Origin of the sequence: Pseudobacteriovorax antillogorgiicola (assembly GCF_900177345.1) — a bacterium.
Lineage (GTDB): Bacteria > Bdellovibrionota_B > Oligoflexia > Oligoflexales > Oligoflexaceae > Pseudobacteriovorax > Pseudobacteriovorax antillogorgiicola.
In genome coordinates this window covers 60,634-85,679 of sequence record NZ_FWZT01000025.1, presented here as the reverse complement: position 1 = coordinate 85,679, position 25,046 = coordinate 60,634, and the positions used below count along the sequence as shown (strand labels likewise).

Below are 25,046 nucleotides of genomic sequence, written 5' to 3'. Positions count from 1 at the left end.
TCGACAAATTTCGTGGAAGATTGAGGGTTGGGTAATTAAGTACCTGAGATGATTGATATAAAATTCTTACACTAGGGTCAGAATTGAAAAACAGGTGAGAACCAGTGACTGATTTTCGGGACCATCTTATCGGCAGCCTCAATCAAGATGAGGCGCAAAAACATGCAAGATTGAAGGTACTTCGATCATTACTGGAGCAGACTCCACTGCCTGCCCCGCAGGCTCTTGTTCCCCAAATCAAAGGTAGCTCCGAGATCTTCTTTGGTTATTTGGTAGAAGCTACCGCAAAGACATTCGAACCCCGCACGGCATTTCAAAATCAATCCATTCAATTTTTTCTTATCGATCAGACATACGATTTGAGCATTCAAACCATTATGGGTTTACAGCCAAGCCCTCATTTGGTGCGTCGCCTCCATCAGTGTGACGAAGAGAGTATTGTGGAATCGAGGTTGCGGGGTTTTGCCAGCTATACAGTACCACTTAATTCCCAGTCTGATCTGGCGAGGGTTCAGTATTTATTAGAATTCGGTCTCGACCACGGGCTTGAGTCTATTCTAGACCTCTGCGAACCAGGCTTGTGTGAGATCGCTCAGCGACTCGATGCACCTGGTATCATCATCTCGTCCCAAAATTTGCTACAAGAAGATTTGAACACTCTTGCCGATACCCGCGCTCTGATTTTGGACTTGCAAGAAAAAGAACACACTGAGCGCTTTGCTGCGCTTCGCCACAAGTATGGAGTCGTGCTGAGATCACATTACGCCACTATAGAAAACTAACCATACCCCTTTAGGAGAATCCCATGACAGAGAAAAAAGACCTTTATCAAGAAGCCGGAGTAGACGTCGCCAAGGGAGACTCCTTGGTTGGCTGGTTGCAGAAAGATTCTAGCCAAGATCAGCATCGCTTTGGTGAAATCGTATCGGGGATTGGTGGCTTTTCAGGCTTGTTCCGCCCCAATTTTGGCACCATGAAAGATCCCTTGCTGGTGACAGGAACAGATGGAGTTGGCACTAAAGTTTTGCTTGGTCTTGAGTCAGATCAGCTCGAAGGTTTGGGGCAAGACCTGGTGGGGATGTGTGTCAACGATCTTTATACCATTGGTGGCTACCCTCTCTTCTTTCTCGATTACTATGCGACTGGAGTGCTAGATGAGTCACAATTCAAGAGAATCCTAAGTGGTATCCGCAAGGGTTTGAAGCTTTCTGACTGCTTGCTTCTTGGTGGTGAAACAGCTGAGCTGCCAGGTCTCTACGAGAAAGGTCACTTTGATTTAGCAGGTTTTGTTGTTGGAGTTGTGGATGGAGAGACAAGGCTTAGACCTGAATGGGTAAAGCCTGGTGATGCCCTGGTTTCGTTTGCTAGTAGCGGCTTTCATAGCAACGGTTACTCCCTGGTTCGCAAATGGTTGAAGGAAAATCCGGTAGACGATAAGCTTCTAGAAAAGATTATGGAACCCACGAAAATTTACGGTGAAATCCCTAAAATTATCGAAGGCCTTCCTAGGCAAAGCTTTCATGCGCTGGCGAATATCACCGGGGGGGGGATTTCGGGTAATCTACCACGAGTTCTGCCAGATAACGTCGTGGCTGTTATAGAGCGAAAGAAAGTTCCTGTTCCAGATTGGATGATGGGATTTTGTGAGCAGAACGGAGCTAGTTTCGATGAGGTTGAAGGGGTATTCAACATGGGAGCTGGTATGATCGCAGCCGTCGATGCAGGACAGGTAGATAAGCTTCTTGAGTTGGCGCAATCCATGGGGCTGCCAGCTTGTGAAATTGGAACAATCAAGTCGGCAACGGGCAAGGCGTCCGTGCAGTATACATAAGGGAGCTGATTTTTATGGGAAGCCACGCAAAGCCGCTACATATCCTTAGTTCAAGCCAGTTTGATCGCGACTTTCTCGATTACATGTGCTTGTTGACCGACACGATTCGCAGGTTCGATAAGTCCAAGGAAGGCCTGATGTATTTGAAAGGTCTCCTGGCCCATAAGCGAGCGATGCTCTACTTCACCCAACCTTCAACCCGGACTTTCCTGTCGTTTCAATCTGCATGCAACATTATTGGTATGCCGACCAGTGAAATCCGCGACTCCTCCACCAGCTCGGAACGGAAAGGAGAGAGTATCGAGGACTCGCTACGAACTTTTTCATCCTATGTTGATCTCATTATTATGAGAACCGCCACCCCAGGGCTTTGCGATCGTATTGCGGCCTATCTTGATGAAACGGAGCGGCCGGTGCCGATTATCAATGCTGGTAGTGGCCCCGATGAACACCCTACCCAAGCTTTGCTGGATATCTATACTCTCAATCGAAGCTTCATTCGCCAGGATGGGATTGACGGCAAGACGATCACATTGGTAGGTGATTTAAAACGAGGCCGCACCGTGCGATCGTTGAGCAGCCTTTTGACAAATTATCAAGATGTAAGCTTGCGATTTGTATCACCTCCAGAATTCAGAATTGAAGATGATTTACGGACTTTGCTCACTGAAAAAGGGGTTAAGTTTGAAGAAACAGATCACTTGGTTGATGCTCTAGCCTATAGTGATGCGATCTATATGACCCGGGTCCAGGACGAGTATGATAGCGACAACGAGTCAGCGAGTGTGGATACGACCCGGTTTCATCTCAAGGCACAGCACCTGAAGCACATGAAGGACTCCGCCGTCATCATGCACCCATTACCGCGACGGAACGAACTTGATGTTGAAATTGATAAAGACCCTAGAGCTAAGTACTGGCGACAAGAGCGCAATGGCATGTGGACAAGGGTAGCTCTTTTGACCAAAATACTAGGGGTTGACCGCAAAATTGTCCTTCCTGAACTTTAGGAGTTACCCATGAAAGAGCTACTAGTCGCCACCATCAGTATGTGTAGTGGGGATGATAAGTCCAAAAACGTGGATGTAGCTCTTTCTAAGGTGAGAGAGGCTGCCAAACTTGGAGCCAAATGGGTCCTGCTACCAGAAATCTTTTCCTATCATGGTCCCTATCATAGCTTGCATGATGCTGCCGAGTATCCTGATAGTCCTCTGCTACAATCTCTTTCTGGGGTAGCTCGGGAGACAAAGATCACCCTATTCGCTGGCTCAGTAGGGGAGCGACCCCGGGAATCGACAGGCTATGAAGCTTTGAATGCTAAAGGAGATAAGAAGGTTCATAATACGATGTTTGTATTTGGTCCGGATGGTTCTCTCCTTGAGCGCTACCGAAAGACTCACCTTTTTAATCTCTTGGATGGTGAGGGCAAGGCCCTATACTGCGAATCAGAAGGATTTATTCCGGGGCATCGAGCCGTCGCTTTTGAACACGATGGTTGGCGCGTGGGATTGGCAATATGCTATGATTTGCGTTTCCCTGAATTCTTTGGTTTATTGGCAAAAAGTCAAGCTCTCGACATCATCGTAATACCCTCGGCTTTTACAGAAGGAACTGGAAAAGATCATTGGGAAGTCCTATTGCGAGCTAGGGCCATCGAGCATCAGTGCTATGTACTTGCATCTAATCAATGCGGAGAGCACCGACCTGGAAAGCGATCCTATGGCCACTCCATGATTATCGATCCATGGGGATGTAAGATTGCTGATACCGGTGATGACGCAGGTATTGCATTAGCAGTGATAGGTCAAGATAGTTTGCAGAAAGTGCGTGCTCGCCTGCCAGCTTTAGCGAACAAACGAAGGGATCTTTACTAGTGTCAGAGCGTATCAAGCTTAAGTCCTTTGATATTGAGTTTCTCAACGGCTACATGGGGGATCCAGCAACTTTAGTTAGTATCAAACGAAGTGGAATTCATATTCTCTTCGATTTGGGATCTTTGGAAAATGCTAGTCATAAAGATCTTCTGAAGGTGCGGCAAGTTTTTGTCAGTCATACCCACGTGGATCACTTCATTGGTTTTGACCGTCTTCTTCGTATTAATATTCCTCATCGTAAGCCTTTGCATCTTTGGGGGCCTCAAGGATTTGCTAGCAATGTTCAAGGGAAAATCCTTGGCTATACCTGGAATCTTATCGACTCAGATCAATTGCCCTTTTGGGTATCTGAAATTCAAGAAACCAAGATTAATAAAGCCTTCTTTTTAGGTAAGGTAAACGACTTCCGATTGAAGCCGGAAGATCTGGATCAAATGTCTGATAGTGTTGCTCTCTTATCTGATGGCTCATCCGTCAAAGCAGTTGCGCTCGATCACAAGGGAACTGATTCCATTGCCTATCGGCTTGAAACACCCTTGTTTAACAAAATCAATGGTGAGGCATTAAAAGATTTGAACTTGGACCCTGGGCCTTGGATTCAGAAGTTCCTCGATCGCCTAGCTATTCAAGACTTGGAAGGAGCTATGGAAGTTGGTGGTAAGCAGTGGGCCATGGAAACTCTAGCACAGCGTATTGTGTTGGGAAGTGATCAATGTTCACTAGCCTATCTTACTGACTTTTCGTTTGATCAACCAAACCTAGATCGCCTTCTCAAATGTTTTGGTGATGCTAGGGCAGTTATATGCGAAGCGAGCTTTTTAGATGAGGATCGGGGTCGGAGTGTAGCTAAGGCTCATCTCACAACGCGTCAGGCAGCTTTGGTCGCAAGCCTTCTAGGCTGCGAAGAATTTCTGGCATTTCATGTGTCGAATATCTATGCCGGTCGTGGTGCGGAGGCTCTTGAAGAAGCATCCGCTTTCTTTGAGGCTTTTAAAAGGATGACTCGCCAGGAACTCGACAACGAATTACTGGCGGAACATAAACGAGTGGCTCAGTGTAAATCAGATTTAGGTATGGTCTGAGGCTCTTCTTCAGCTTCCATGGGATCTTCGAAGTGATCGATGAGCTGATAAAAGTCTGTAATGAGATCGAAGTCTTCCACTTCGAGTACGCCCTTTTCATCTAGAATAGAACGCAGCTTCTTAAAGATCGTAACAAACGTTTCCTGGGACTGATTAAGATTGGTAACTTCTTGCTTGAGGCGAAACACCTGGGAACCCAGCTCCATAACCGTATACTCAAGTTGATCGATTCGATTGGACATTGAACTTCCTCCATAGTACAGCAATACATATCTGGTCGGCCTTCCGGATTAAACCTTTAAGGTAAAAATTACCCAAGAAAAAAGGGAACTCAGTTGAGTTCCCCCCGATCGTTAAATCCATTTCACTGTGGTCTTAGCCACCTCGTTTTTCCAGGCCGTACTTATTCACTTTAGTGATCAAACCAGCACGGCTTATGCCTAGTTCTTTTGCTAAGCGCGATTTGTTCCAACCTGTTCGTTCCAAACCGTCAAGAATCATCTGTTTTTCCAATGATTCTAAAGAGTCTTTGAGATTGCCGTTCACCCGCAGTCCCGGATACTTCTTGTTAGCATTTTCTTTGATTCTTGGTGATAGAAAGTCATCGTTCAAATCAAGGCTGTCTCCAGCGAGAACACAAAGGCGCTCGACCTCATTTTCAAGCTCTCGAACGTTACCTGGCCAATCATGGTCCATGAGTTTTTCTAAACAGCTTTTGCTGATCTTCTTCTTTGGTGTACCACTATTTTTGGCAAATTTTTCCAAGAAGTGATCTGCAAGAAGCACGATGTCTTCTTTACGGTCTTTCAGCATGGGGACAGTAACGTTGATAACATTTAATCGATAGTAGAGATCTTCCCGGAACTCGCCCGACTTCACCATTTCGACTAGTGGCTTGTTGGTAGCGGCCAAGACTCGAACGCTACTCTTTTTAACTTCGGTACTACCCACTGGCGTGAACGTGCCTTCTTGAAGCACTCGTAGCAGCTTCACCTGCATCTGCATTGATGTGTCACCAATCTCATCGAGGAATAGTGTGCCGCCGTCAGCAGCCTCAAAAAGACCTTTCTTATCCTTGACAGCACCTGTAAATGAGCCTTTGATATGACCAAAAAGCTCGGATTCGAGCAAGTTTTCGTTAAAGGCACCGCAGTTGACAACCAAGAACTTTTTGGACTTTCGTTTTGAGTTATAGTGCAGTGCTTTCGCAATAAGTTCTTTACCAGTACCATTGGAACCTTGGATCAAAACAGTTGCATCAGAGTCGCAGATTCTTTCCAAAAGTCGGTAAAGTTCCTGCATAGGAAGCGACTTACCGATCATTCGATCGAAGCCATATCGAACACCAAGTTCTTTCGAAAGCTCGCTTACTCTAGACTTTTCGTCGTCTAAAAACTTGTGCATAACAAGGATTTCATCGACAACGAGAGTGATTAATTCAGTAAGATAGCGGAGTTCCTTTTCGGATAGAACAGGAAGGTTTTCAACCTCTGCAAGAAGGTCTGATCTCTGTGGGAAATCTCTTTCGAGATAAGATCGAATCAGGGCTTTTTGCTCAGCAGCGGAATCTGCGACCACAAAGCCATCGCCAAAAACTGTCCCTAAGAATTCGTTATTGACGTGGATGGGAACTGAAATAACTGAAAAGCCGGAAGGATCGCGAGTCACTCGGGTGGTCTTCGAACTCATTGAGTCGACCGTCGTTTGTCTCGCTGTCGCTAACCGCTTTGAGAAACCCTTGTCATCAGCGACGATTGCCTGGCAGATGGGATTGAGTGGATTAAAGAATCGTCCATCGGGTACGTTACGAAGAAACCCCTTGCGGTCGGTGAAGTTGATTTGCACTTGCCACCATTTGCCAATGATTTCTTTTAATTTGCGGATGACGTGGATTTTTTCAAAATCTTCCCATCGAACAGCTTCCTGATTCATAGTCCTCCCTTTCAGAAACTCAGTTTGGGTGCGGTACGCATGTTTCTGACTACTTCAAATTGACTGTTTGTTAGTCGGTCTAGCAAACTTATCGGCTGGAACGGCCAAAAACTTTACACTTTTTTGTCTTGTAATAACAGTAAGGTAGGGGAAAAGAGGAAAAAAGTAGACAGGGGCTGTAACTCCCCTGATCAGCCATGATTACGAATGGTAAAAGAGCCTTTCTTCGAAAAGGTAAATATCTTTAGATCATTAGCTGAGAACCTGGGGTTCTTAAACTGAAATTGTGTGTAGTTTCCATCCATATAGAGGATTTTGATATCCTTAACGTATTTTCTTTGGTCAGATACCTTCACCTCAATGGAGGCGATCTCGGTTGCGACACCTGCTCTGGGAGATAGGGTGAGCTTGGTTTGATTCTTTTCTTTTTCGACTTTGCTTGTGTCGTAACGATTGTGAAGGGTGCTCGGGTCTAGCACGAGGTTTACGACTTCGTTGAGTTCTTTAGCTAGCCCCACATTTGCATTATAGTGGGTGACCACCTTTTCTTTCTCGCGAAAGTGGGTTAGTTTTTTGCCATTGTAGTAAAACTCCTCGTTACCAAAGTCTTTGTTCACAAAGTTCCAACGGAAATAGTTGGGCTTCGAGAAGTGAGCTTCACCCTGCCTGTTAATGGTGCGGTTACGAAGTTTTTTGTAAATAGTTTGCTTAAATTGCACCGAAATGTGGTCAATTTTTGAAAACAGATCTTGATGTTCCTTTTTGATGTCTTTCTCAGCAAAGAGTAGGGAGGGGATCAAAAGAATATAAGCTATGAAGAACTTCAATGGCGACTCCTTATGAGTTTTCTGTGTCAATAAAGTCTAGCAACTCCTTGAGTGCCACGAAACTGATTTCAGATCGGTTTTGTAAGCGGTCCTCTCCGAGTTGAAATGTCTTGGCTATAGTAGCGCCCTGCCGAGAGGCAAGCCCGACCACAATAGTTCCCACTGGCTTGTCCGGGCTTCCCCCATCGGGTCCAGCGATTCCCGTTATAGCTATCCCATAATTACCATGAAAAGCCTCTAAGACACCCTGAGCCATCTCACAGGCCGCTTCAGGTGACACAGCACCATGTTGCTTGAGTGTCTTTTCTTTGACCCCTAGAATATCTTTTTTGGCGCTATTGCTGTAGGCGCTGACACCACCTAAGTAAAATCGGGATGATCCGGGGTGATGAGTTAGGAGGCTGGCTAGCAGACCTCCAGTGCAGCTTTCCGCCGTTGCCAAAGTCTGGTGACGATCGAGTAGGCTCTTTTGAAGTTTTTGTGCCAGAATTAGGCAACGCTCACTAGCTTGTAGGATCAATGGTCTACTCCTCTTGTGCGGTCGTTTTTATTCGCTATTTCCATAAATCTCATTTATTGTCTTACCAATAAAATTAGGTCCGTTGACATGTAGTACTATATTTTCCGAGGAGCGTCGGCATGAGTCATTCTTGGCTGCAACACTATCCTGCGAATATAAAGACTGAAATTGAAATACCAGACGGCGTCCATATTGCAAACCTGATTGAGACAACCTGTCGACAATACGCAAACAAAGTTGCCCTTACTTGTATGGGAACTGATGTGAGTTTTAGGCAATATGACAGGCTTTCCAGTGATCTAGCTTCATACCTGCAAAATGATCTGAAAATGAAGAAGGGCGATCGAGTCGCAATTATGCTTCCTAATGTGATTCAATTTCCTGTTGCTTTGCAAGCGGCTATGAAAATCGGGGTAATTTGTGTCAATACGAATCCCCTCTACACAGCTCGGGAAATGCGTCATCAATTCGTTGATAGTGGCGCTAAGGCATTGGTCATCATGGATCTGTTCCTGGATAAGTTGGAAGAGATTATTGAAGATACAGAAATTGAGCATGTGATTGTCACAAGCATTGGTGATCAACTTCCTTTGTGGAAAAGTTTGCTGATTAAAACCGTTTTGAAAGTTAAGGGTATGGTGCCCTCTCATAACCTGACTGTGATTCCCTTTAAAGAAGCCCTTTCGAAAGGTAGCCAGAGCAAGAAATATCAGACCCCAGAAATTAGTCTCGATGATATCGCAGTTTTGCAATATACAGGGGGAACCACTGGTGTTTCTAAAGGTGCCATGCTAACGCAAAGGAACATCTTAGCAAATATCTATCAGATTCAAGAATGGGCAAAACCCTATATCCTAAAAGGCGATGAGGTTATCCTAACGGCACTGCCTCTTTATCATATCTTCGCTTTGAGTGTGAATTTTCTGGCTTTTCTGACAACAGGTGGGCGGATGATTCTTTTGCCGAAGCCAGTTCCGATCGAAAATACGGTTAAGGCCTTTAAAAAGTATAAAATTACAGTCATGACCGGAGTGAACACTCTGTTTAATGCTCTCAATAATAGTAAAGCTTTCCAGGCAGTGGCCCCACGTGACTTAAAGGTGGCGTTAGCTGGTGGAATGGCGTTACAGCAATCGGTAGCAAAAGAGTTCCAAAGCATCACGGGAACTCAGGTGATCGAGGGCTTCGGTTTGACCGAAGCATCTCCTGTGACTCATTGCAATCCTATGCACACCGTGCCTCCCAAAGGCTCCATTGGCCTCCCTTTACCTTCGACAAACTCCAAGGTCCTCGATGAGGCCGGCAACGAAGTACCTATCGGTGAAGTGGGTGAGCTGTGTATTCAAGGGCCTCAGGTCATGAAAGGTTATTGGCAAAGGTCAGACGAAACCGATAAAACTATCAAGGATGGTTGGCTATGGACCGGTGATATGGCGAAGCAAGACGAGGATGGATATTTTTTCATTGTTGATCGCAAAAAGGATATGATCCTGGTTTCCGGTTTCAACGTTTATCCTAACGAAGTCGAAGATGTCCTGGCATCCCACCCAAAAGTTCTGGAAGCTGCTGTCATTGGGATTCCCAGTGATTCTAGCGGCGAAAAAGTGAAGGCTTTTGTGGTGAAAAAGGATGATTCCCTAACGGAGAGTGAGCTTAAGGCATATTGTGAGAAGAATCTCACTGGCTACAAACGGCCCCGTGCCTATGAGTTCAAAGATGAGCTGCCGAAGTCCAATGTTGGGAAGATTCTAAGACGGGAACTTCGTGATCAAGAGCCAGCTTCGGCATAACCTCTTGACAAGGATGCTTTGTCCCTATGACAAGCATCAGTTAATTCTGATGATTAGCTCATGCTCCTGATTCTGTCGCAGATAGCTAAAGTTTGCAGTAGAAGCTTGGCGCAATGAGCTTAGAGCTTTGATGGCTCGGCCAGCATCATTGATGGGAAGTTCGTTGATATGAGTGATGATATCACCATCTTTGAAGCCAGCTACATCGTAGATACTACCAGCATCAATTTCCAAAAGCTTAAACCCGATGAGGCGACCGTTGCGAGTATGAGGGACGGCAGCGGCTTGCATTAGGACCTTATTAAGATTTTCGCCTACTAGCGATTCTTTTAAGCTTCGATTCACTGTCAGGGTATTGCCATTCTTTTCGACGCCTTCAATATGGGTGAGGTTGGCAGCTACCGATGTGACTGGGGACGATACGTCCGGAGTTCGTCGAGGAGAGTCGTCTCCGACGCTCATAGAGTATATTTGCTGATTCCAAACAAATTCTACAGTTTTTCGGTAGACTCTTGAGATACTTAACTTTTCGCGAATCGGATCACCTTCACGGAAGGCGCTAACCTTACCGGAACTCTTATGCTTGAGGAGGGCGACACCCTTTTGATTTTCGCTGCTGGCGATGACCCCAAGAACAATGTAGCCCAAATCTGAAGCTTGAGCTAAGGGGGTAAACGAAAAGAGGAGAGTTACCAAGATCGTCTTACAAAGTCGCTTCAACATTGCTTCACTCCACAGAACAGGTCTCATCTTCAACGGGTCGCTGTCTGTTTCAAAGCAATGCTTATGCCACCGTCGTGAGAGCGCAAAACCCTCAATTTCTTTAGTCCAAAGACCGCAACGTACGAGCCGTAGTGTTAGAATCCTGCGCAGCCGTTGCAAACCCCTACACCAAACGTTTACGTTTTTTGTAAGTATCGAAGATAAAATCTTATTTTAGGTATGGATGGGGGCTTGTAGCCCCCATTTTTTCAGCGAAGCATCTGGAGTACAAGTTCCGGTTGAGCATTCGCGTGAGCCAGCACAGAAGCACCAGCTGCAGTTAGAATCTTCGATTGTGTGAATTTTGCTGTTTCTGCCGCAAAGTCGACATCTCGAATCCGGCTATTGGCAGCACTCAGATTCTCTGTTGAGACTTCAATGTTTTGAATTGCACTGTTTAATCGCGATTGGACCGAACCTAGGGTAGCACGATAGGAGGCGACATCATTCAGCGCAGTGTCTAGTGTTTCAAACAAAGCACTGGTGCCGTCGGGTCCAAGATCAGCTGCACCGCCATCCTCGTCATCGGGAACAATCGCGAGACCACCATCAGTCACCTCGATCAGCGAGTCATTGAGAGTTTCTAGCTCTTCGAGGTTGATGGTGATCACATCAGGATCTTCGTCAGGATCGATATCGCTGGAACTGCCATCGACGGATGCCCGATTCGAGGCGCCAACGAAAATTCGCATAGCTTCCGAGTTGCCCTCAGCATCGAGTACCTTGCGACCGTTGAACTCAGTGGAGGCCGAGATCCGCGCGACTTCTTGAGTGAGCTGCTGAAACTCTCGATCAAGGAATTGCCTCTCTCGATTCCCAAGGGTATCCGAGGCGGCTTGCGATCCAAGCTCGCGCATACGGACCAAGATATTGGTGATCTCGTTCAAGCTACCTTCTGCAACTTGAATGTAGCTCACCCCATCATTGGCGTTTCTCTTGGCTACGTCCAAACTAGCAATTCGTGCTCTGATTCGCTCTGAAACAGCGAGGCCAGCAGCATCGTCAGCAGATTTGTTGATACGTTGACCCGAAGCGAGTTTTTCTAGTGAACTATTTAAGTCTCTCCGATTCTCAGAAAGTTTATTCTGGGCAATAAGAGACTCCACATTGGTTTTGATGCGAACACCCATAACCAATCCTCCCTGTCTCTGTTAGCGAAGCAACTGCAAAGCCACCTCTGGAGTTTGGTTCGCTTGGGTTAATACGGCAAGAGACGATGCTTGGAGAACTCTTGATTGTGTGAGTTTTGAAGATTCTTCAGCAAAGTCGACATCTCGAATGCGGCTGTTTGCAGTACGGAGATTCTCGTTTTGAACGGATAGGTTATTCACCGCTGAATTCAAACGACTCTGTACAGCACCAAGAGTTGCACGTTCGCTAGAGACTTTGTTGATCGCATCATCGATATCGTTGAGTTTAGTGACAATCGTGTCCCTATCGATTTCCCCATCGACAGTGGTTGGCCCGATCTCTTCGTCACGGCCGAGGTTTAGCCCTTCGACATTAATTTCTTTGAGCCCTTCAAGGTTGAGTGTGATGGTGTCTTGGTTGTCTTCTACCTCACTGCCATTGACACCAACCTGAATGACGAGCTGATCTTTTTGATCCTCATCAAAAAGTTTCAATGAGTTAAATTCGGTGGTGGCTGATATACGATCGATTTCGTCTACTAGCTGGGTGTACTCTCGGTTGAGGTAGCTTCGTTCAGAGTCGCCGATGGTGTCTGATGCCGACTGGATCGTTAACTCTCGCATCCGAACGAGAATGTTACCGATCTCGTTCATCGAACCCTCAGCAACTTGAATCATGGATACTGCATCATTAGCATTCCGCTTAGCCTGATTTAAGCCCCTAACCTTGGCTCTGATACTTTCAGAGATTGCCAAGCCAGCGGCATCATCTGCTGATTTGTTGACGCGGTAGCCGGATGATAAGCGCTCTAAACTTTGCTGCATTTCATTTGAGTTGTTCTCTGCGAAGCGTTGTGCGGTTAATGAAGACACATTGGTACGGATACGTAGGCCCATTGGGGAATCCTCCTTGAATGTAAATCCTGCCATGGATCGCAGGGGCAACCGTGCCACCTGCAGGGCCTTAATCGATTTTTTTGTCAAAGTTTTAAGAATTAATTTAGTTTTCCAAAAAAAAGTATAGTTTGTGGCTTGGATCAGGTAGTTTAGAATATTCGTAGTAATCGTGGTGGTTTATGGCTTGATAATCAGCTAAAATGATGACTAAGTCGCTTTAATATCAGTGTCTTATAGGGTTTTTGGGGTTCTGTTATTTCAGGTGGTTACAAGAAGGTTTTCTTGAATCTTTACCCACCTATGATATGCCTGACAGCGGGAGGGAGCCCATGTCTTTAAAAACTTCAATCGAAAGCCAGATGCGAGAGATTCAGCAGCGCGGGGGGCGCATTATTGTAGCCTGTTCCGGAGGGCGGGATTCAATGGTCTTGCTTTGGACTTTATTGGAGACCCAGGAGCAGCTGGGCTTCGATCTCGTTGAAGTGGCCCACGTGAATTATGGGTTAAGGGGTGAAGAATCCGATGGCGATCAAGAAATGGTGGCGCAATTCTGTGTTAAGAGTCAGGTTCGATTCCACCTCTTAGATCTTCGGTCGGAAACCCCTCCAAATGCAGGAATTCAAAATTGGGCGCGGCAGGCTCGATACCAATGGTTCGAGACCCTAGTTCGTGACGGGGTCGATGTGATTGCAACAGCCCATCACCAATCAGATTTGGCTGAGACTGTGGTGTTCCGCTTGAGCCGCGGGGTAGGTCGCTATGTCTCAGGAATGCGAGTGAGCTCTGGTTTCCTATGGAGGCCCTTTCTTCAGGTGTCAAAAGGCTGGATCGATGCCACACAGGCCGGGCAAAAAGTACCTTATCGAGAGGATTCCTCCAATGCTAAACTGGTCTATAGCCGAAACAGGATTCGTCACGAACTCATGCCTCGTCTCAATCAGCTTTTTCCAGGGGCTGAGCGACGAGTGGCTGAGGCAGCCAGTGACATGGATGAGATCCTTCGATTTATAGATGACTGTTATCCTGTGAAAGGACTGACTTCTCTACCTTGGTCGAAGATTGAAAGCTTGCCGGAGGCGGTCGGGAGGCGGGTCATTGCCAACTTTTTGAGGCAGTATGTCCCGGAAGAAGGAATCCGTCGCGGCCTTCTGCTAAGATTGTGGCGGAAGTTGAAGACCTCCTCTAATTATTCCGAAGAGATTTTGGGCACGGAGGTGGTCAAGGTTCAATCGGGACAGGTTTTAGTGCAACGGAAAGTGGCCTCTCCTTCCCGGCAAGCTCAGTATCAATCTCTGCTGTGCTTGGGCAGGAAGGTGCTGATTCCACCCCAGGGAAAGGCTTTTCTGGTTCAGGATGGCACCTGGGTGGCGAAAGACAACGAGTCCAGAGCTCCTAAGACGTGGGTCATCGGGACCACTTAAGGAGTTCTCATGGATAGTTACTGATAAATGAGGGGTTACATTAAATCTTGGTACTTTTAAAAAGGGTCTAACAGATATATTCTAGTTTGATTGTCTATTCTCAGTGGGAGAAAGGGGTTTATGTCAAAGTCCAAAAAATCAAATCAGCAGTTGAAAGTGTCGTTGATGCTTGCTGGTTTATTCATGCTGTTTCTCATGTTCAACATGATGTCTGCCCAAAGAGATGAGGCGCAGGAAGTACAGTATTCCGAATTCAAGGCTCTTGTTGAGCAGGATAAAATAGAAAAAGTCGAAATCGGTGAGCGAGAAACGATCGTTACCAAAAAACTCGGCGATACCTTCAGCGTCACCGTTCCTCAGGAAACGATCAAACCTGAAGAGCTAGTCGCAAAAGGAATTTCTGTAAGTTACAAAAAGGCTGAAGAGGAAAGCGTTTGGAAGGCGCTTCTTCTGAACTCTTTGCCTTTATTGCTGCTTCTTTTCCTATTTTTCTTTTTCATGCGTCAATTACAGATCGGTGGTGGCAAGGCCATGTCCTTCGGCAAAAGCCGAGCAAAGATGCTAAACGAAAATCAGTCTAAGCTCACATTTGAAGATGTCGCAGGGATTGAGGAAGCGAAGAACGAGCTGGAAGAAATTGTCGACTTCCTCAAAGACCCTAAAAAGTTCACTCGCTTGGGTGGCCGTATCCCTAAGGGTGTTCTTTTGGTGGGCCCTCCGGGAACCGGTAAAACAATCCTTGCAAAGGCTATCGCAGGAGAAGCTGGAGTACCGTTCTTTAGTATTTCGGGCTCTGACTTTGTGGAAATGTTTGTGGGTGTTGGTGCAAGCCGGGTTCGTGACTTGTTCGAACAAGCGAAGAAGCAAGCCCCTTGTATTATCTTTATCGATGAGATCGATGCTGTCGGTCGTCAACGTGGCGCTGGTCTTGGTGGCGGTCACGATGAACGTGAACAGACCTTGAACCAACTTCTGGTTGAGATGGATGGTTTCGAGACGAATGAAGGCGTGATTCTGATTGCTGCGACCAACCGTGCCGATGTCCTTGATCCCGCACTTCTGAGGCCAGGTCGATTCGATCGCCGGGTCTATGTACCTAAGCCCGATGTTCGTGGTCGTCGAGGAATTCTTGCGGTTCACACGAGAAAAACACCACTCAAAAAGGATGTCGACCTAGACATCATAGCGCAGGGAACTTCAGGATTCTCCGGTGCAGACTTAGAGAACCTCGTTAACGAGGCAGCTCTGATTGCTGCGAGACGAGATCTAAAGGAAGTCTCAATGACTCACTTTGAGAGCGCGAAAGATAAGGTTCTTATGGGTCCAGAGCGCAAAAGTATGATCATTAGCGAAAGTGAAAAGCGCAACACAGCTTATCACGAAGCGGGGCACTGCATCGTTGCCAAAATGGTTCCAGGCGCAGACCCAGTTCATAAGATCACGATTATCCCGCGTGGCCAAGCTCTAGGTGTGACCGTCCTTCTGCCAACGGAAGATCGATTGTCCATGTCGAAAGAGTATGCTCAGGGGATGATTGCCTATGCTATGGGCGGACGTGCTGCAGAAGAAATCGTCTTTGGTCACACGACGACTGGTGCCGGAAACGACATTCAGAAGGCTACAGATATCGCGCGAAAGATGGTTTGTAGCTGGGGAATGAGTGACAAACTTGGTCCAATTGCCCTTTCTGGAGGCGATCAGGAGGTCTTCTTGGGCCGTGAGTGGGGTCATCAAGAGACCTATTCTCAGCAAGTTCTTAACGATATCGATTCTGAAGTCAAACGCATTATCACTGAGGGGTATGATACCGCAGTGCGGATTCTCAAAGAAAAGCGTGATGTTCTAACTGAGATGTCTGAGTCACTTCTCATTCGTGAAACTCTCGACTCCAAGGCTATCAACGCCGTTATGGAAGGCGAGAAGATTATTACCGAAGAAGAGAAGCAAGCGTATCAAGAGCGTATTGCTAAAGAGAAGGAAGCCGCGCTTGCGGGGGTGAAGTCCGAAGACGTTGCGACAACCCCTGCCGACGAAGGGCAAGGGAAACCAAGTGGAGTGGAGCCATTACCGCAGGGAACCTAAACCGCAGTGGATTGATTATGGGGGTCCTTAACTTGACCCCAGACTCTTTCTCCGACGGGGGACAGTTCTTGGACCCCGACTTAGCCCTCGATCGCGCTTGGCAGATGGTGGAGCAAGGTGCTGACATCATCGATCTAGGCGCTGAATCTTCCCGACCTGGGGCTGAATACGTCTCAGAAGAGGAAGAATGGACCCGGCTTGAGCCTGTGCTAAACCGTCTCAAGAAGGGGGGATTCGACTGCCCCATAAGCGTCGATACCAACAAACCGAATATCATGACTCGGCTTCACGACTATGGAGTCGAACTGGTAAACGATATCAAAGGTGGTGCTGATGATGAGACCTTGGCAGTGCTTGCCAAGCAGTCCATGATCTACATCGCGATGCATATGCACAAGGACCCAAAGCAGATGCAAACTGCTCCTCTCAAAGGCGACGAAGCCATTGGCGAGATCGATAGCTTTTATGATTCGGTTTCTGGTCGCCTGAGGCGGGCAGGTTTCGCGGATGATAGTATCTGGTTTGATCCTGGAATTGGCTTCGGTAAAGATGATGCAGCCAATCTCAAGCTTATAAAGCATTCTTTGCAGCATGGGAGTCAGCATCACCTATTGTTGGGCATCTCTCGAAAGTCTTTTATGGGGAGGCTTTTGGGTTTAGACGATCCGATCGATCGCGATCCGCCATCGAAAATGCTAGAAACCTGCTTTCTCATGATGGGTATCAAGTGTATCCGGACGCATGATGTCGAAAAACTTTCCCATATTAAACGATTATTGTCATAACAGGTATGCAACGCCAGTCTTGGATTGGTGGGTGGCCGTGAATAGTGTCGACTCAAGGATAGAGTGTAAATGGCGGAGCTTTTTCAAAAGCTAGGTCCGTGGGCGATCGTAGATATATTGATTATCGCAGCGATCATCTATCGGCTATTGCTTTTGATTCGGGGTACTCGTGCCATGCAAATGGTACTCGGGATTCTGGTTCTTGCTGGGCTAACGTTTCTAGTCTCTCAGATATATCCATTGACCACTCTCAAGTGGGTGATGGATAAGTTTTATTCGTCCATCATCATTATCATCGTCATTTTATTCCAGGAAGATATTCGTCGTGTGCTGAGTCGCATGGGCAAAAAGACAGTTTTCCAATCTGGAGAAGCGGTTTCTTCAAGGCAGATTCTTGATGAAATCACCCGAGCAGCCTCATCCCTGACATCCAAGAAGATCGGGGCTTTGATTGTGATTGAGCGCAATATCATCTTGAGTCGTTATGTCGATGTCGGAATATTGGTAGACTCTCGGATATCAAAAGAGTTGCTGGTAGCTATTTTTCATCCCACTTCTCCTGTACACGATGGAGCTGTGATTATCCAGCAAGGCCGGATCGCAGCGGCCGGATGTTTCCTGCCATTAACCCGAGATGAGCGGGTCGACCCGGACTTAGGGACAAGGCACCGCGCGGCGATTGGAATGAGTCAAGAAACAGATGCCTTAGTGGTTGTTGTTTCTGAAGAGACGCAGGCGATCTCATTGGTTGTGGATGGCAATGTGTCCCGCAATCTAGGTCCTAAAGAGCTGCGAAAAGTGCTGCGAAATCTACTGAGCCCTGACCGTGATGTTTCAGAAAAAAAGAAGAGTTCTGGCAAAAACTGGAACCAGGTGATCGAGAGAATGAAGATTTTCCGCTCCGGTGGAGGAGGGGAGCATGAGTAAGCTGTTACAACTGCTAGTCCGAAATTTTTGGTTCAAACTATTATCCCTGTTTTTGGCTCTATTGGTTTGGGGAATCATCCAAGGTGAGTTGGTCCACGAAGAGAGTAAGGAGATTCGAGTGAATCTTCAGCTGCCTCCTGGCTATACGATTCGTGGAGATGTCACCCGAACAAAGGCAGCTATGGTTCGAGGGCCAAAAGTTTGGATGATCGATGTGCCCAAAATTCTTGTGGCCGACGTTGCGGTTCCATCTGGCAAGCAGGGACGGATTCGCCTTCGCCTCGATAAAGGCAAGGTTAAGGGCTGGAACGAACGCTTGAGCCTTGTGATTCATGACCCTTACATCGAGATTTTCGTTGATCGGCAAATTGAGCGAACTGTGCGTATTAAAGAGATTCTCCAAGGGACACCTGCTGAGGGCTATATCATCGAAAAGATTACTCTAGACCCGCAGATTGTATCGTTGAAAGGGGTTCGAGAGGATCTACTGAAGGTGAGGCAGGTCGTTACCGAGCCCATCGATATTAGCGAAATCAAAGAGAATCGAACGATCGAAGCAAAGCTGATTTCTCCTGGTAGAGGGATCAATGCTTTATCCGCGGAAAAAGTAAAAGTCTTCCTTCAGGTCGGAGATAGTAAGATCAACAAGCGCTTTGGAAATATACCAGTGGAAATCGTTGGAAGCGAGTTCTTGACGAAAGTAAAACCTTCTTTTGTTTCCATTATGGTCCAGGGGACGCCAGACATATTGAATTTTATCAAGCGGTCGGACTTCAAAGCCTTTATTGAAGCCCAAGGTCTGCGTCCAGGTCGCTATGAACAGGATATCAAGGTTCAAATCCCATCTGATACCGTGCTAATCGAAGCTTTTCCTGAGAAGGGGATTGTTTCGATACTTAAGAAGAAGAAGTCAGATTAGGGTCTTTGGCCTTTAAGAGGCGATTGATAGATGTCGTCAGAATGGCAGTGAGAGGCGTATTTTTCAAGTGCCAATTCTAGACAGGGTCTATTCTAACGTATATGTTTCCAGAGTAAGGTAAATTGATGTAGAGAGGCACAAGTTGTGGGTAAGTACTTTGGCACGGATGGCATACGAGGAAAAGCAAACGTTCATCCTATGTCTCCTGATTTTGTATTGAGGCTCGGTCAAGCCATTGGAATTCACTTTCGCAAGGCTTACCCCAAACCAAAGATCCTTATTGGCAAGGACACCCGACGTAGTGGATACATGCTGGAGCAAGCTCTAAGTTCTGGTATTTGCAGCGTTGGAGTTGATGTCGGCTTCTTAGGCCCATTGCCAACCCCAGGGATTGCCTATTTGACGCGAGGAATGAGGGCATGTGCCGGCATTGTGATCTCTGCGTCCCACAATCCCTTTCATGATAATGGGATTAAGATTTTCAGTGACAATGGCTTTAAGTTGCCGGATGAAATTGAGGACAAGCTGGAGTCGTTGCTGGAGCTTGATCCGATATTGGATAGCTTCCCAGTTGATATGCAGATTGGCAATGCCAAGCGTATTGACGATGCGGTAGGCCAGTACGCGGTTTTCCTAAAGGAGCAGTTTCCAAAACACCTAACCCTCGAAGGGATGAGGATTGTCTTAGATTGTGCCAATGGTGCCGCATACAAGGTGGCACCGAAGGTTTTCGAAGAATTAGGGGCGGAACTATTCGTTGTGGGCGACAAGCCTGATGGTCGCAATATCAATGATCAGTGTGGGGCATTACACCCTCAAAAGGTGAAGGACTTAGTTAAACTGTACAAGGCAGATATTGGCCTCGCTTTTGATGGTGATGCCGATCGCTTGATTGTCGTTGATGATACAGCGGAAATCATTGATGGCGACCAGATCATGGCGATCTGTGCCAGCTACATGAAGAAAGCTGGACGGCTTAGAAAGTCGACAGTGGTTGCTACGGTTATGAGTAACATGGGCCTTGATATCGCAATGAAAAGTATTGGGGTGAAATTGCTCCGTACCAAAGTAGGCGATCGCTACGTTGTCGACGAAATGCGTCGCGGTGGATACAACCTCGGCGGCGAGCAATCGGGGCATATGGTTTTTTCAGATAGCAGCACCACCGGAGATGGAATCTTGGCAGCTCTTCATTTGCTAGAGATTGTGCAGGAGACTAAATCGCCTTTATCAGAGCACAAAAAGTGCATGGAAGTTTTACCGCAGGTTCTAAAGAACGTGAAGGTTAGCAAGAAGGTGCCTTTGGAAGAATTGCCGAAGGTAAAGGAATCAATTGCAGTGTGTGAGACAAAACTTGGAACGAAGGGGCGGGTCCTGTTTCGATATTCAGGAACTGAAAATCTAGCTCGTATCATGCTAGAAGGCGAAGATAGCCACGAGTTGGAACTGATGGCCCGCGAAATTGCAGATAGTTTACAGAATAGTACGAATTAGGAGTTTATCTTGATTAGATTGGGAGTGAATCTTGATCATGTGGCAACCGTTCGGAACGCCCGTGGTGAAGCCTATCCAAACCCTGTTCAGGCCGCACTTCTCGCGGAGCTCGGGGGAGCTGATAATATAACCTGTCATCTACGTGAAGACCGGCGTCACATCAAGGATCGAGATGTCGAGTTGCTGAAGGAGCAGATTAACGTTCCACTCAACTTTGAGATGGCCATTACAGATGAGATGGTCGCGATCGCAAAAAGAGTAAAACCCCATGCCGTAACTTTAGTCCCTGAAAAACGCCAGGAACTAACCACTGAGGGTGGGCTTGATCCGAATCACTACCAGAACTTGCAGAAGGTCATCTCTGATCTCAAAGAGCATGATATGCTTGTCTCTTTATTTGTTGAGGCGGATGAGCGGGTCATCGAGCAAACAAAGCAACTTGGTGCCGACGCAATCGAAATCCATACTGGTAACTTCTGTCATGAGATGGATGCAGCCCGTTCTAGCCAGCGACAATGGGAATTGGTAAAGCCGCTGATGGAATCTGCAAAACAAGCTCATGAGATGGGCTTGCAAGTTCATTTTGGGCATGGATTGCATTACAGTAATGCCCACTGGATGCAGGCGATTCCCTTTTGCGAGGAAGCCAACATTGGCCACGCGATTATCTCCCGTGCGATCTATGTGGGCTTGGAATCAGCAGTTCGCGAGATGAAGTCACTGTTAAACGACAGCCGTTTTGCGCCTAGACTTAAGGGGCTGGACTGATGGGCTTCGAAAAGCTGGTTGTCGGGGAGAACTCTCTTTATGAGCTTCTCCTGAAGCTGGATGAGGCTTTGCCTGAAAACTTTGTGCTTTGGTTAAAAGGGGAAATGGGGGCTGGAAAGACCACTCTCGTTCGCCACTACCTGCGCGGCAAGGGCCTTTCCGATGAAACTCCAGTAGTATCACCGACGTATACGATTATGAATGAGTATCAAATTGGCGATCGATGGTACGCGCACCTCGATTTATATCGGGCAGAAGATAGCTTCAGTCTCGATGAAATTGGAGTTAAAGATAGGGACTATCGGGGAATATTTCTTGAGTGGCCTGATACGCCAGGCGATGATGAAACCATTGCTCCAAGCCACATACTGCACATTAGCTACGAAGAGGATGGGCAGTCGCGAGGCTATCGCTTAGAAACAGTATAGCCCTACTATGCTATTCCCTAGCCAGCCAGTGGAATCATTTCTGATGCATCTTTCTCTGTCATCGATATGGTGAAGGTGGTAACTTCTTTGTCACGGTTGGCTTCGATACTCCAGCCATAAAGAGCGATAATCGAATGAACTAGGGTGAGATTCAAGCCCATCCCCTTGCCGATGTCTTTGGTGGTATAGAAGGGGTCAAACACATGATCTAGGGTGGTGTCAGGTGGTAGGCTCGCATTGTCAACTATATGCAGTTGTCTGCTATCCATCCCTTCGTACTGAATCACTTTAACCTTGCCATTGCGAGATGGTCCATGCTTTTCGATCGCATCAAGGGAATTCTCGATACATGTCTTGAGGATTGCTGACAGGTGGAAATGGTTGCAAACTATGGGTCGCGAGCTGGGATGGGCTTCGATTTGAATCTCAAGGCGACAGGCTCGATCTTGAACCTCAGAAAACACCTCACTGAATACATGGTGCAGATCAATAGGAAGAATTTTTTGATCGTTGTGGTTGTTGGAAAACATGCGAATCGATGCGACAATCTCCTCAATTCTTTGTAATGCGTGATCCATTTTTTCAAGCCAGTGGGCTTTTTTCTGGGGAGTAAGCTTTTCTTGCTGGATGATAGCAAGACTGCCTTTGGAAATCGCGAGCGGGTTACTAATTTCATGGGCTATACCGCCGGCCATCATTCCAAGTGAAGACAAGCGTTCATTCTGCTCCATGATCTTTCGTGATTTTGAGATTTCATTCAGACAGCGAGTGGACAATGCATCAAAATAGTAGCTGGCCACAAGGGTTAGTGTGAGGGCAACGATTCGGGTGAGGAATAGGTTGTGATGATGAGGGGAAAACATCTCGCTATCGTAAGCATAGAACCAGATACTGCCTGTGAAAAGCACGGATATAAAGTAAATAATTAGCCCTGGCCTAATCCCTAAGATAAAAACTGAGGCCAATATCAATACGGGAAGGACGATAAAGCCCTCATGATTTATATCTGGTCCTGATTTTAAAATAGTAAGCGAAAGATTGAGGAAGCCGAGAACGATCAGTAGCCAAGCTATGAGCATCGGCAGCCGGTGAAAACTCAAACGCAAACCTAGGAATACAAGGATGCTGAAGGTATGAAATATCAACTGATTGTGCTGATAGGATTCGACAAAGATGTTAAGGAGATAGATAATAAGGTAGCTCAGAATTGCTAAATCAAGACTCAACTTCAAGTATTGAAAGCGATATTTCTGAATAACTTTGTTTTCGAGCATGTTCCTATGATCTCTTTAGTTCTACCATGCTCTGGTATCGGCTAGTATTTTCTGACATAAATAAAATAAGAGGTGTCGATGCTAATTCATACCGAAGAAAAAATATCTAGGTGACAAAAAGCAGATAGCCGCTCCCTTGAAGGTTTTGGGATCCTTAAATATCATCATTTTTTCTATCTAAAATGGTAGCTTGAACCACCGAGGTCTAGGCCTCGTGGTTCTGGCTAAGCTACTGTATCCTTGTGTCAGCTAGCGGTCTATTTAAGGGCAGGCGATGGGCTCGTCTTCAAAACTACGACAAGTACATGTCTCTTTGTTGGGATCTTCACTTTTTAAGATTGCCGAAACGATTTCGGGATCATCAGTCAGATTCAATGAACCATGTAAGCGAACGGTTTTGCCAAGTGCGATCTTATCTGGGGCGTCACCACAGGTGTAGAGGCGCGAGGTCTGGTACGGATCGCTTATCGCTTCAACACAAGATCTTATATAGCCATTGGGTTTGTCATCATCGCCTTCCGCAACAATCCATGACTCCCTTAAAACTATTGCAGCAGCCTTGGATATATCGTTGATTTCGATGATCCCTCGACTGTTGCTTGCAGCTTCTTCGAGCCACTTCTCGTCGATATTGATAATTAAGCCACTTGCTCCAGGCTCACTATCATTACAACCTGGTAGGCTTCTTAATCCTGATTGCAGACATGGTTTAAAGGGCGGAAGTAGGCTTGATGAGTTTGAGTCGGGCCCATCTTTATCCTCAAAAGCTGAAGCAACGACTTGTATCTTAGAGGGAGCATTATCATCTGAGAGTGTTAAGCTAATGGTATTATAAAATGTCTCACGCTTTTGACCGTGAAACGGCTTGAATCGAAAGCTTTCTATGTTGCTAAGGTAGTCTTCACCCCAAAAATTACCGTTATTCGGAGCGTCGTTGAGAGTACCTTTGATACTAAATCGAATCGAATAGGGACTTGAGGCGCTATGAAGCTGGTCAGGAATGGGGCAGGCTTTCTGCACTTGAGGTTTCTTGTCGGACTTAACTAGTTTAAGGTGTTGATTAAGTAGATTATAAATCTGCCCCTGATCGTAGTTCCCTTCATAGGTAACAGCCAGTTTGGTCTCTGCCTCGAATAGCATCGTCGATCGAAAGCCCAGTGGTGTGGCGCCACCGTGACCAATAGCGGTTCCCTGGCTAGTTTGCCAGCGCATGAGGCCAAGGCCGTAGTCTAGGGGTAGATATCCGAGTTTGCATTCCTGAAAGGCCATCATTTCAGCCTTTGAGTTATCGGAAAGAAGGCGATTGCCTATGAACAATGCTTCTGTGAAGGTGCGAAGATCACCAGCACTACTAGAAATTGCTCCGCTAGCGCCAGCGATACTTGAGTCTAACACTTGCGTCATAGCTACCAGTTGATCAGAAATCACAGCTTTAGGCTTTAGCAGTCGGACGAGGGTATTTTGAATCCCACTTAGAGTAGAATAGCCAACGGTTTGGGGAACAGAGATCTCTTCTTGGACACCATAGAAAGTTTCTTGTAGTTCTAGCGGATCAAAAATTCTAGTTCTAAACTCCTGAGCAAGGGGCTGCCCTGTCACGGTCTCAATAAGTAATCCCAAAACTATATAGTTCGTTTGAGAGTAGCTACAGTCTTCGCCTGGAGAGTAATCCAAGGGGCTTTCATAGATGAGATTAATGATCTCCTCTGGCGACCAGCTACGGCTAATGTTGGGGAAAAGCTGAGCAACCAAATCTTCGGCTTGAGAGTAATCAGGAATACCTGCAGACATCTGTAGCAACTGCCTGATGGTGATATCACTCCACTTGGAGTATTGCGGTAGGTGCTTGGCGAGGGGATCTTCTAGATTGATCAGTCCCTCTTCAGCAAGTTGAAGAGTCACTACTGATACAAAGGTTTTAGTATTGCTGCCAATCTCCATCAGGTCGTTAGGTGATAAGGGAGCCTGAGTTTTTATGTTGGAGACACCGCTTGCCCCTTGCCAACTGATGCCTTGAGGCAGGTTGATGCTCATAGCGATACCTGGCTCACCTGTGAAGTGGATATAGTCATCCAAGGAATTTTGCATAATCTCAGCGAAGTCAGGTGAGTTGCTTGCGTGGAGGTTTGAGTGTGATGATTCTTGGCAGGCTGCACTAAAAAGAAGGCAACCCATCGAGAAGAACTTGAGGTGATAACGAAGTCCCATGTAAGCTCCTAAGCGTTGTTTTGAGCACCCCTTGCTACTGAATACAAGAGATTACTCCGATTCATATCGATGTCCAAATAATTCAATATGACGAT

Annotated in this window: 23 protein-coding genes; 14 read left to right on the top strand and 9 right to left on the bottom strand. The window is 46.6% G+C overall.

Going from position 1 to position 25,046, the window contains the following annotated elements; genetic code table 11:
• Positions 1-104: 104 nt before the first annotated feature.
• Genes B9N89_RS25580 through B9N89_RS25560 form a run of 5 tightly spaced genes read left to right on the top strand, consistent with a single transcriptional unit; the run spans position 105 to position 4,787 of the window.
• Positions 105-782 (top strand): hypothetical protein, encoded by a 678-nt coding sequence (locus B9N89_RS25580; protein WP_132324107.1) that lies wholly within the window; start codon positions 105-107, stop codon positions 780-782.
• 23 nt (positions 783-805) lie between these two features.
• A complete protein-coding gene (gene purM, locus B9N89_RS25575; protein WP_132324105.1) occupies positions 806-1,831 on the top strand; it encodes a phosphoribosylformylglycinamidine cyclo-ligase in 1,026 nt (341 codons plus the stop codon).
• Positions 1,832-1,845: 14 nt separating this feature from the next.
• Positions 1,846-2,841: an aspartate carbamoyltransferase gene (gene pyrB, locus B9N89_RS25570; protein WP_132324103.1), complete on the top strand. Its 996-nt coding sequence runs from the start codon at positions 1,846-1,848 to the stop codon at positions 2,839-2,841.
• Between the two features lie 9 nt (positions 2,842-2,850).
• Positions 2,851-3,705 (top strand): carbon-nitrogen hydrolase family protein, encoded by an 855-nt coding sequence (locus B9N89_RS25565; protein WP_132324101.1) that lies wholly within the window; start codon positions 2,851-2,853, stop codon positions 3,703-3,705.
• Entirely contained in the window at positions 3,705-4,787 is a 1,083-nt protein-coding gene (locus tag B9N89_RS25560) for an MBL fold metallo-hydrolase (protein WP_132324099.1), read from the top strand. The genes B9N89_RS25565 and B9N89_RS25560 overlap by 1 nt, the downstream gene beginning before the upstream one ends.
• Here the strand turns inward: B9N89_RS25560 and B9N89_RS25555 are convergent.
• The 4 genes from B9N89_RS25555 to B9N89_RS25540 all read right to left on the bottom strand — a co-directional run bounded on the left by B9N89_RS25555 (position 4,757) and on the right by B9N89_RS25540 (position 8,066).
• Complete coding sequence (locus B9N89_RS25555; RefSeq protein ID WP_132324097.1) at positions 4,757-5,029, bottom strand: hypothetical protein; 273 nt, start codon at positions 5,027-5,029, stop codon at positions 4,757-4,759. The genes B9N89_RS25560 and B9N89_RS25555 overlap by 31 nt on opposite strands.
• A gap of 133 nt (positions 5,030-5,162) precedes the next feature.
• Positions 5,163-6,719 carry a sigma-54 interaction domain-containing protein gene (locus B9N89_RS25550; RefSeq protein WP_132324095.1) on the bottom strand — a complete coding sequence of 519 codons (1,557 nt, stop codon included), beginning with the start codon at positions 6,717-6,719 and terminating at the stop codon, positions 5,163-5,165.
• Between the two features lie 191 nt (positions 6,720-6,910).
• Positions 6,911-7,546 (bottom strand): outer membrane lipoprotein carrier protein LolA, encoded by a 636-nt coding sequence (locus B9N89_RS25545; RefSeq protein ID WP_159455635.1) that lies wholly within the window; start codon positions 7,544-7,546, stop codon positions 6,911-6,913.
• Between the two features lie 10 nt (positions 7,547-7,556).
• Positions 7,557-8,066, bottom strand: coding sequence for a CinA family protein (locus tag B9N89_RS25540; RefSeq protein WP_132324091.1), 510 nt, complete (start codon positions 8,064-8,066; stop codon positions 7,557-7,559).
• Positions 8,067-8,185: 119 nt separating this feature from the next.
• On the opposite strand from B9N89_RS25540, the gene B9N89_RS25535 reads away from it, so the two are divergent.
• Positions 8,186-9,856 carry an AMP-binding protein gene (locus tag B9N89_RS25535; protein ID WP_132324089.1) on the top strand — a complete coding sequence of 557 codons (1,671 nt, stop codon included), beginning with the start codon at positions 8,186-8,188 and terminating at the stop codon, positions 9,854-9,856.
• Between the two features lie 36 nt (positions 9,857-9,892).
• On the opposite strand, the gene B9N89_RS25530 is transcribed toward B9N89_RS25535, so the two are convergent.
• From B9N89_RS25530 to B9N89_RS25520, 3 genes are all read right to left on the bottom strand, one after another.
• Entirely contained in the window at positions 9,893-10,579 is a 687-nt protein-coding gene (locus B9N89_RS25530) for a PDZ domain-containing protein (protein WP_159455634.1), read from the bottom strand.
• Between the two features lie 248 nt (positions 10,580-10,827).
• The gene (locus tag B9N89_RS25525; protein ID WP_132324085.1) at positions 10,828-11,748 is read right to left on the bottom strand and encodes a flagellin N-terminal helical domain-containing protein; all 921 of its coding nucleotides are present in this window, start codon (positions 11,746-11,748) and stop codon (positions 10,828-10,830) included.
• Positions 11,749-11,769: 21 nt separating this feature from the next.
• Positions 11,770-12,645, bottom strand: coding sequence for a flagellin N-terminal helical domain-containing protein (locus tag B9N89_RS25520; protein WP_132324083.1), 876 nt, complete (start codon positions 12,643-12,645; stop codon positions 11,770-11,772).
• A gap of 329 nt (positions 12,646-12,974) precedes the next feature.
• Here B9N89_RS25520 and tilS point away from each other — a divergent pair, with 329 nt between their 5' ends.
• From tilS to tsaE, 8 genes are all read left to right on the top strand, one after another.
• Positions 12,975-14,066: a tRNA lysidine(34) synthetase TilS gene (tilS, locus tag B9N89_RS25515; RefSeq protein ID WP_159455633.1), complete on the top strand. Its 1,092-nt coding sequence runs from the start codon at positions 12,975-12,977 to the stop codon at positions 14,064-14,066.
• Between the two features lie 120 nt (positions 14,067-14,186).
• Positions 14,187-16,148, top strand: a complete 1,962-nt coding sequence (ftsH, locus tag B9N89_RS25510; protein WP_132324079.1) for an ATP-dependent zinc metalloprotease FtsH — start codon at positions 14,187-14,189, stop codon at positions 16,146-16,148.
• 17 nt (positions 16,149-16,165) lie between these two features.
• Entirely contained in the window at positions 16,166-16,933 is a 768-nt protein-coding gene (folP, locus tag B9N89_RS25505) for a dihydropteroate synthase (RefSeq protein ID WP_132324077.1), read from the top strand.
• A 69-nt stretch (positions 16,934-17,002) separates the two neighbouring features.
• Positions 17,003-17,860: a diadenylate cyclase CdaA gene (cdaA, locus tag B9N89_RS25500; protein ID WP_132324075.1), complete on the top strand. Its 858-nt coding sequence runs from the start codon at positions 17,003-17,005 to the stop codon at positions 17,858-17,860.
• Complete coding sequence (locus tag B9N89_RS25495; protein ID WP_132324073.1) at positions 17,853-18,779, top strand: CdaR family protein; 927 nt, start codon at positions 17,853-17,855, stop codon at positions 18,777-18,779. Before cdaA ends, B9N89_RS25495 begins: the two co-directional genes overlap by 8 nt.
• A 144-nt stretch (positions 18,780-18,923) precedes the next feature.
• Positions 18,924-20,273, top strand: a complete 1,350-nt coding sequence (gene glmM / locus B9N89_RS25490; protein ID WP_132324071.1) for a phosphoglucosamine mutase — start codon at positions 18,924-18,926, stop codon at positions 20,271-20,273.
• Positions 20,274-20,282: 9 nt separating this feature from the next.
• Entirely contained in the window at positions 20,283-21,041 is a 759-nt protein-coding gene (locus tag B9N89_RS25485) for a pyridoxine 5'-phosphate synthase (RefSeq protein WP_132324069.1), read from the top strand.
• On the top strand, positions 21,041-21,469 hold the full coding sequence (tsaE, locus tag B9N89_RS25480) for a tRNA (adenosine(37)-N6)-threonylcarbamoyltransferase complex ATPase subunit type 1 TsaE (protein ID WP_132324067.1): 429 nt from the start codon (positions 21,041-21,043) through the stop codon (positions 21,467-21,469). Before B9N89_RS25485 ends, tsaE begins: the two co-directional genes overlap by 1 nt.
• 17 nt (positions 21,470-21,486) lie before the next feature.
• Here the strand turns inward: tsaE and B9N89_RS25475 are convergent, their stop codons facing one another.
• On the bottom strand, positions 21,487-22,743 hold the full coding sequence (locus B9N89_RS25475) for a sensor histidine kinase (protein WP_132324065.1): 1,257 nt from the start codon (positions 22,741-22,743) through the stop codon (positions 21,487-21,489).
• 261 nt (positions 22,744-23,004) lie between these two features.
• A complete protein-coding gene (locus B9N89_RS25470) occupies positions 23,005-24,951 on the bottom strand; it encodes a serine hydrolase domain-containing protein (RefSeq protein WP_132324063.1) in 1,947 nt (648 codons plus the stop codon).
• Between the last annotated feature and the right edge of the window lie 95 nt (positions 24,952-25,046).

Excerpts from the sequence above, each read along its gene's own strand:
- B9N89_RS25475 (WP_132324065.1), bottom strand. The coding sequence starts at position 22,743 with ATGCTCGAAAACAAAGTTATTCAGAAATATCGCTTTCAATACTTGAAG.
- ftsH (WP_132324079.1), top strand. The coding sequence starts at position 14,187 with ATGTCAAAGTCCAAAAAATCAAATCAGCAGTTGAAAGTGTCGTTGATG.
- B9N89_RS25555 (WP_132324097.1), bottom strand. The coding sequence starts at position 5,029 with ATGTCCAATCGAATCGATCAACTTGAGTATACGGTTATGGAGCTGGGT.
- B9N89_RS25525 (WP_132324085.1), bottom strand. The coding sequence starts at position 11,748 with ATGGGTGTTCGCATCAAAACCAATGTGGAGTCTCTTATTGCCCAGAAT.
- B9N89_RS25565 (WP_132324101.1), top strand. The coding sequence starts at position 2,851 with ATGAAAGAGCTACTAGTCGCCACCATCAGTATGTGTAGTGGGGATGAT.
- tilS (WP_159455633.1), top strand. The coding sequence starts at position 12,975 with ATGTCTTTAAAAACTTCAATCGAAAGCCAGATGCGAGAGATTCAGCAG.
- B9N89_RS25550 (WP_132324095.1), bottom strand. The coding sequence starts at position 6,719 with ATGAATCAGGAAGCTGTTCGATGGGAAGATTTTGAAAAAATCCACGTC.
- pyrB (WP_132324103.1), top strand. The coding sequence starts at position 1,846 with ATGGGAAGCCACGCAAAGCCGCTACATATCCTTAGTTCAAGCCAGTTT.
- B9N89_RS25470 (WP_132324063.1), bottom strand. The coding sequence starts at position 24,951 with ATGGGACTTCGTTATCACCTCAAGTTCTTCTCGATGGGTTGCCTTCTT.
- B9N89_RS25495 (WP_132324073.1), top strand. The coding sequence starts at position 17,853 with ATGAGTAAGCTGTTACAACTGCTAGTCCGAAATTTTTGGTTCAAACTA.
- B9N89_RS25535 (WP_132324089.1), top strand. The coding sequence starts at position 8,186 with ATGAGTCATTCTTGGCTGCAACACTATCCTGCGAATATAAAGACTGAA.
- cdaA (WP_132324075.1), top strand. The coding sequence starts at position 17,003 with ATGGCGGAGCTTTTTCAAAAGCTAGGTCCGTGGGCGATCGTAGATATA.
- folP (WP_132324077.1), top strand. The coding sequence starts at position 16,166 with ATGGGGGTCCTTAACTTGACCCCAGACTCTTTCTCCGACGGGGGACAG.
- tsaE (WP_132324067.1), top strand. The coding sequence starts at position 21,041 with ATGGGCTTCGAAAAGCTGGTTGTCGGGGAGAACTCTCTTTATGAGCTT.
- B9N89_RS25520 (WP_132324083.1), bottom strand. The coding sequence starts at position 12,645 with ATGGGCCTACGTATCCGTACCAATGTGTCTTCATTAACCGCACAACGC.
- purM (WP_132324105.1), top strand. The coding sequence starts at position 806 with ATGACAGAGAAAAAAGACCTTTATCAAGAAGCCGGAGTAGACGTCGCC.
- B9N89_RS25530 (WP_159455634.1), bottom strand. The coding sequence starts at position 10,579 with ATGTTGAAGCGACTTTGTAAGACGATCTTGGTAACTCTCCTCTTTTCG.